The sequence below is a fragment of the Enterobacter cloacae complex sp. I3 genome, assembly GCF_014896175.1.
In the GTDB taxonomy this organism is placed as follows: Bacteria; Pseudomonadota; Gammaproteobacteria; order Enterobacterales; family Enterobacteriaceae; genus Enterobacter; species Enterobacter bugandensis.
Map to the genome: position 1 here is coordinate 97,415 of NZ_JADBQZ010000021.1, position 7,001 is coordinate 104,415.

General features: G+C 54.1%; 5 protein-coding genes. 2 read left to right on the plus strand and 3 right to left on the minus strand.

The window, feature by feature from the left end:
• Positions 1-12 precede the first annotated feature (12 nt).
• A complete protein-coding gene (locus tag IM271_RS17165; protein ID WP_063155154.1) occupies positions 13-1,800 on the minus strand; it encodes a hybrid sensor histidine kinase/response regulator in 1,788 nt (595 codons plus the stop codon).
• Entirely contained in the window at positions 1,797-2,429 is a 633-nt protein-coding gene (locus IM271_RS17170; protein ID WP_049000687.1) for a response regulator transcription factor, read from the minus strand. Before IM271_RS17170 ends, IM271_RS17165 begins: the two co-directional genes overlap by 4 nt.
• Before the next feature lie 175 nt (positions 2,430-2,604).
• Here IM271_RS17170 and IM271_RS17175 point away from each other — a divergent pair, with 175 nt between their 5' ends.
• Together IM271_RS17175 and IM271_RS17180 are read left to right on the plus strand one after the other, a co-directional pair.
• Positions 2,605-2,919 carry a lipoprotein gene (locus IM271_RS17175; protein WP_028014394.1) on the plus strand — a complete coding sequence of 105 codons (315 nt, stop codon included), beginning with the start codon at positions 2,605-2,607 and terminating at the stop codon, positions 2,917-2,919.
• 114 nt (positions 2,920-3,033) lie between these two features.
• The gene (locus IM271_RS17180) at positions 3,034-6,051 is read left to right on the plus strand and encodes an autotransporter outer membrane beta-barrel domain-containing protein (RefSeq protein ID WP_193052925.1); all 3,018 of its coding nucleotides are present in this window, start codon (positions 3,034-3,036) and stop codon (positions 6,049-6,051) included.
• Between the two features lie 61 nt (positions 6,052-6,112).
• Here the strand turns inward: IM271_RS17180 and IM271_RS17185 are convergent, their stop codons facing one another.
• Positions 6,113-6,640, minus strand: a complete 528-nt coding sequence (locus tag IM271_RS17185) for a helix-turn-helix domain-containing protein (protein ID WP_045260784.1) — start codon at positions 6,638-6,640, stop codon at positions 6,113-6,115.
• Positions 6,641-7,001 lie beyond the last annotated feature (361 nt).

Sequence of the window (7,001 nt, forward strand, 5' to 3'; positions counted from 1 at the left end):
TTATCTATTCCCCTATCCACGACACCCTGACCACTGCGTCAGCAGCGCATGCAGTTTAGCCGGCTCCAGAGGTTTGCGCAGCACCAGATACCCTTCCTGCTCCGCCTCCAGCAGAACCGGCGAATTAAATTCGCCGCTGACCATCGCGCCGCTCATGTCCGGCAGACGTTCAAAAAGCGCTTTCAGGATGTCGAAGCCGCTTTCGCCGGATCGCAGGCGCTGGTCGCACAGCACGGCGAACGGGGTGAAGCCATCGTCGATGATGGCGAACGCTTCTTCAGCGGAGGCCGCGCAGCGCACCTTGATTCCCCAAACGCTCATCAGGCTCTCCCAGGCTGACGTCACCAGCGGGTCGTCATCGACGACCAGGCAAGAACCGCGCAGCGGCGCATAGCGTACCGGCGCAGAGGCGTTGTTATCGGCGGGCGGGATGTCCGTCGCGATCTCTTCGCCAGCATATTGAGTGAAGCGCATCCAGAAGCGTGAGCCTTTACCTTCTATGGATTGCATCCCGTACTTCACCTTCATCAGCCTGGCACAGCGGGCAACCACCGCGAGGCCCAGCCCGTGTCCGGCGCTGTCGATCTTCCAGGCCAGTTCGGGGCGGTAGTAAGGGGAGAAGATTTTACCTTTCTCGTCATCAGCGATACCGACACCCGTGTCCCACACTTCCACCAGGCACTCGTCACCGCGCGGTCGGATGGCAACCAGCACGCCGCCCTGCTGCGTGTAGCGAAGGGCGTTTTGAATCAGGTTAATCAGCGATTGTCGCACCAGCAGCGGGTCGCCCATCACGTGGATGCGGCGTTTGGGTCGACGGGTGGACAGCCTAAGTGCACGGCTATTAGCCTCTTCGCGAAACAGCGTGATCACCGAGTCGAGCAGAGCGCCGATGTCCACTTTGGTAGGGGCAGTGAGCACTTTCCCGGATTCAATCTTGCTGAGGTCAAGCAGAGAATTGAACATCAAATGCACCGAGCGAACGCTCTGCTGCAGGTCGAGCAGCTGGGGCGTCAGGCTGTCGTCCCGGTTTCGGTGGATAATCGCTTCGATCAGAAAGCCCATGGCGTGTACCGGCTGACGCAGGTCGTGGCTGGCTGTCGTCAGGAACTGATTTTTATCCAGCAGCGCCTGCTCCGCTTCCTCTTTGGCCTGGCGAAACTGTTCTGCCAGGCGTGAGCTTTTTTCCTCAAGCAGCGCTTGCTGAATAAAGTACGCGTGCGACGTTAACGCATGGCGGTAAATGGCGAAGCCGTACAGCAGGTTCAGCATCAGCACAATGAATATCAGCTCGTCCAGCCGCCAGATGATGCCGATATTCAATACTCCCCAGGAGGCGAAGAAAAAACACGTAAAGGTGCTGATGACCGGCGTCAGATGCGTCGCATTGGCGGCGACGATGGCGGCAATACTGATATTAAGGAGCAGGAAAAAGTCAAAGTTCTGCGTCTGCGGAGTAATCAAATAGAGAGATGAAATCCCCAGCCCGTGAATAAAAGCGATCTTATTTATGCGCGGAAGCCAGCGGCGCAGGACGTCCTCTTCATCATGCTCTTTCACTTCGCGCTGGTAGCGTCGGTGCAATATGCGGATTGCCACGGCACATAGCAGGTAAATAATTATCCAGATAATGGTTGGGCCAAGTTCATCGCCCAGCAAATAGATCCAGATGGCAAAAGGAATACCGACAAATGGCACCGCGCTAAAGCTGAACACCAGCCGCAAAAAAGTGTTGTTTAGCAAACGGATCTGCGCGGGAGATGAGATACCATCCTTCTGTAAGCTCTGGAAAAACCTCATTCTGATGATTCCCGCTTGCCATGCAGAAGCGTGATGGCTTCGACCCGGCTGTTAACGCCTATCTTTTTCAATATATTGCTGATGTGTTCTTTGACCGTGGGCTCAGAAATTGAAAGCTGCGCGGCGATTCGTTTATTTGGCAGGCCGCGCATAATCATATTTAAAACGTCTATTTGTCGCGGCGTTAAGTTAAATTTACTTAACTTCTCATTATTCGATTCAACGGGAAAATCGTTTCTCTCAGGAAACCAGGTCAGATTATCAAGGAGTGCACAAACGGCCCGTGAGAACATTTCAGGCGGTTCGCTTTTCAATACAAATCCGTGTCCCCCGGCGGCGTGAACTTTCTGCCAGATGTCATTATTGTCATCCCCGCTGACCACCAGGAACCGTACCTGTGGGTAATGTTGTTTTATTTCTTTGAGTAATTTCAGTGCCGTTCCGGACGAAAGCCAAAAATCGATTACCAGCAAGCGCGGCGGGCCATTATCCCTAATTTGACGGTAGCAATCTTCCTCATTCGTCACCACGCTCGCCTGCTTAAACTGGCAATGTGAAATCAGAAAATTAGCGATGCCGCTTGCTACCAATGGATGGTCATCAACGACCAACGCATAATTCTGCCCCAAAGGATCCTCCTTTTACCTTCGCATATCTGAGTGTACAGATGAATTATTATCTACCCACCCTACTTTAGGAGGGTTTTTTCGATTAGGAAAGGGAAATATATTATTCGCTGATTTGGGTAATTGAAAACATAAATACAATCAGTGAAATTAACTGATTGGATATCAAGGATAATTTATGAAAAAACCACTCATCTTTTTAAGCGTTACGTTGATGCTCGCCGGTTGTTCCACGCTAAAAACCGATCAGGCTATTCCACTCCTGCAGGCGGAGACCGCGAAAATGCTGGGGCTGGGCTCATCGGATGAAATAACCGTGACCAATGTTAATGGCGCCCAGCCGGACGCACTGGGAGGGCAAAAACTGTCTTATCGCGCTACGACGGAAAAAGGGCGTATTTTCGATTGCTCATCAATGATGATGCCGGGGATTTTAGGATCCGCCCCGACGCTCAGCGCACCAACCTGTACCCCTGTTGTCACGCATAAATAATTAACGGCAAATGAAAAGGCGTACATCAATAACGCCTTTTATATTTTCTGACGTATCTGAGTTTTCATAAAAACGATTTTCCAGACATCACGCTAATGAGTACGGAGATAGCCCGTGAATAACTCTACATCGCATGCTTTAGCGGTTAAGACGCCGCTTTCCAGACTTTACCTCGCTCTATTTTCCGCGCCACTGTTACTGCTTTCACCTGCCGATTTCGCGCGCGCAGCCGATGCCATTTTTGATGGCGAGGCGCGTATAACCGAAACGCTGGGTTACACCGGAGATGTTTACGTTGGACGTAATCAACCCGGAAACCTGCTGATTGATAATGGCAAAATCACCGCCTATAACATCAACATCGGTCGGCTGTTCGACGGCCAAATTTATGAAAGCGTGGTCACGGTCCGTGGGCCAAACGCTGAGCTTAACGCGGTGAACGATCAGTACGTTCTGCGCGGCGACCTGAATCTTGGCCTCGGCACCCTGCGAGTCGAAGAAGGCGCGCTGGCCAGCGCAAAAGAAATTGTTGTCGGCACCACCCGCGGCTACGACAGCCACCTTATCGCCACTGGCGCCGGCTCTCGCGTGACCAGTAATTTTCTCAGCGTAGGTACCGATCTGGGGGCACGCTCCACGCTGGCGATTGAAGACGGCGCGGCGCTCAGCACCGCCTACGATGCGCGCATCGGCAACGGTACCGGGCCGGGTGAAACCGACACGCTAAGCCCGAAAGCCACCGTCACGGGGAACGGCTCACAGTGGAACGTTGGCCGTACGTTGACGCTTTATGGCGACCTGGACGTGCTGAACGGCGGTGCGGTCAACGTTGGCGGCGTGCAGGTGGCGGGCGTCTCCGGGGCAGGTAAAACCGCCGAGCTGGTTATTGCGGGCAAAGACTCGCGCTTTACCAGCGGCAGCAGCGTGAGCGTGGGCGATTATGGCAATGGCGTGCTGTCGGTGATTGACGGCGGTTCATTTTCCGCTGGCAGCAATACGCTGATCGTGGGGACCTCGGGTTCCGGCTCGAACCGGGGTGCGCTCATTATCGGCAGCCGCGGCAATATGGACACCGGAACGGGTTTAACTGAGCCAACGCTTGGCACAGCGGGCGGCGCGGGTACTCTCGATGCGAATACGGCAATCAGCCTGCGCGGCGGGCTGTTCGGCAGCTATGTCTACTTCAACCATACCGATGAAAATTACGTCTTCAGCAACAAGATGAGTGGCGAAGGTGAAGTGATCAATACTTCCGGGCAGACAACGCTGAATGGCGATCTTTCAGCCCTTCAGGCGAACGTGACCGCGCGCGGTGGCAAAGTCATTATCGCCAGCAACATCAACACCCAGCCAGAAGACGATATTTTTGATATTCAGACTCTTAGCGCCGAGAACGGCGGTACGCTGATCCTCAACGCGACGGCGGGATCCGACGTTAGCGACGGGCTGGGCTACAGCAGCGCCGCGTCAATCAAGGCCGGCGGAACGCTGGGAGGGAACGGCACGCTGGGCCAGACCGAGATCCTTTCCGGCGGGCATATCTCGCCAGGGGATGGTGATATCGGCACGCTGACGCTGAAACGTTATCTGAATTTTGTGGGTGACTCTTTCTATGACGTCGATATCGCCGGTGATGGCCGCAGCGACCAGCTGCTGGTCGCAGGCAAAACGACCATCAGCGATCGGGCTCAGGTACAGGTCACTGCGCTGGATCCGCAAACCAGCTACAAAACGGGCCAAAGCTACCGCATTTTAACCTCCGACGGGGGAATTGACGGTCAGTTCGCAGGGGCAGTGTCTAAATCCGCCTTCCTGGACGTGGCGCTCAACCAGAGCACCAACGCCGTCGATCTGACTATCGCGCAGAAAGAGACCGGCGGCGAGAATCCGGGAGGCGAAAACCCGGGAGGTGAAAATCCAGGAGGAGGAAACCCAGGAGGAGGAAACCCTGGCGGTGAGAACCCGGGGGGAGAAAACCCTGGCGGTGAGAATCCGGGCAGCGGCAAGCCGGGGATTTTCCAGACCGTCGCCAAAAGCAGCAACCAGTGGAATACCGCTGGCGCGCTCTCCACCCTGACGCAAAGCGGCCCGTCGCTGGCGCTATATAACTCGCTGCTGGTACTCAGCGCGCCGGAAGCGCGCGAGGCGTTCAACCAGCTGTCCGGTGAAGTTTATCCGTCAATGCAGTCCAACCTGATCGCCGGCAGCACGCAGGTGTTTAATGTTTTAAACCAGCGTATGCAGCGCGCGTTTGATAACGACAGCCTGCCGATACCACCGTTAGCGATGTCGCTGGTCCAGCAGCCGGAGCCACAAAACAATGGCGTCTGGGGCCAGACCTTCAGCTCCTGGAGCCGAAACGACGGCGACGGTAACGTGGGCAAGCTGGACGGCAACACCACCGGCTTCCTGCTGGGGGCAGATCGCAAGCTGGCGGATCATAACGTGCGTGTCGGTGGCTACTTCGGCTACAGCCGCGGTGATTACGACGTCGACAGCCGTCGTTCCTCAACGGATACCGATAACTACCACCTTGGCCTGTATGCGGCGGGTCAACAGGATGCGTTCTCCCTTCGCGGCGCGCTGGGTTACACCTGGCACAAGATCGAAGGCGAGCGCAGCGTTGATTTCAGCGGCTTCTCGGATCGGCTGAAGTCGGATTACGACGCCAACTCGCTGCTGGCGTTCACCGAAGCGGGTTACCGCTTCGGCCAGCCTGATATGAATATCGAGCCGTTCGTCAATTTATCGTACATTCGACTGCATACCGACAGCTTCAGGGAAGACGGCGGTGCCGCCGCGCTGAGCGTAAGTAACGAAACGATGAACACCTTCTACTCCACTCTCGGGGTGCGCGGTGTGACCGAGCTGCCGAAGAACGTGAACCTCTACGGTTCGTTAGGCTGGCAGCACGCCTATGGCGATAAGAATACCTCTTCGCGCATGGCGTTTGCGGGCAGCGACGCGTTCATTACTCAGGGGCAGGCCGTGGATGAGGACGTGATGGTGGGTGATATCGGCGTGAGCGTACAGCTGTCGCGTGCTGCGACGCTGGATGTGGGTTATCAGGGGCAATATGGTGCGGATACCCGCGTCAACTCGGTTAACGCTAATCTGCGCTGGTCGTTCTGAATTATTTCCAGTAAAAGAACCCGCCCTTGTGGCGGGTTTTTGCTTTTAGGCTCTCAGGAATTCAGGGATCGTTCCCAACCGCATCCAGCAGTTTGTTTTTAAAGATAAACAAACACGCCTCGTTGAAGTTCTCCGCCCCCAGGCGTTCCGACAGCGCCGTCCGTTTGCGATAGAGGCTCTTCACCGACGTGTTCAGTTCATCGGCAATCGCTTCCATCGACATCCCTGCCCTCAACAACCGCAGCATGATCGCTTCGTGCGTGCCAAGCCGTAAGTTAAGCAGCCATTTGGTGGTCAGACGCCTGCCCTTCATATTGAGCACCAGGTTAAATAACGATGCCATATCCGGCGCCGTAAGCGACGTGTTCATAAACAACTTCATACTGAGTAGATTCTCCTCGCGATGTCGCATATCCAGCATAACGCAGCAGATCGTTTTTTTTGTTCTGGCCGGATGGCGTATCAGGTAATCATATAAACGGAGCGGAGAACGGCTATCAATCAACACAGAATATTCATCTGCACCGTTATCAAATATGTTTCTGTCAATCGAGTCGAGCAGGATAATATCCGGGAAAAATAGCCTCATCCCCCTGACAAGATAGCGATCCTGGGTCACTAACACTATTGAAGTTGCCACTAACCATCCCTTTTAGATTAAAGCAAGAACGCACCTTCAGAAAGAAGGCCGCCTTCGTTTTATAGCGCTGTAATATTAACGACAATATGTATTCTGGCGTTGAACATCCCTCAATACAGACATTGATGAGTAAGACTTCCTGTAGACTTTCATTCAATGGCTGGCGTTAATTATAAATAAAAAACAATCGCAGAAAAGTCACTTCGCTGAACATTAAGACTTTTTGTCATGAAACTTCCCAAACATGCACCAGAAAGTACTTTAATTGCTACAATAAAACCTCGCCAGGAATATAAACAAACTCAAAAAG

Excerpts from the sequence above, each read along its gene's own strand:
- IM271_RS17165 (WP_063155154.1), bottom strand. The coding sequence starts at position 1,800 with ATGAGGTTTTTCCAGAGCTTACAGAAGGATGGTATCTCATCTCCCGCG.
- IM271_RS17185 (WP_045260784.1), bottom strand. The coding sequence starts at position 6,640 with ATGAGGCTATTTTTCCCGGATATTATCCTGCTCGACTCGATTGACAGA.
- IM271_RS17175 (WP_028014394.1), top strand. The coding sequence starts at position 2,605 with ATGAAAAAACCACTCATCTTTTTAAGCGTTACGTTGATGCTCGCCGGT.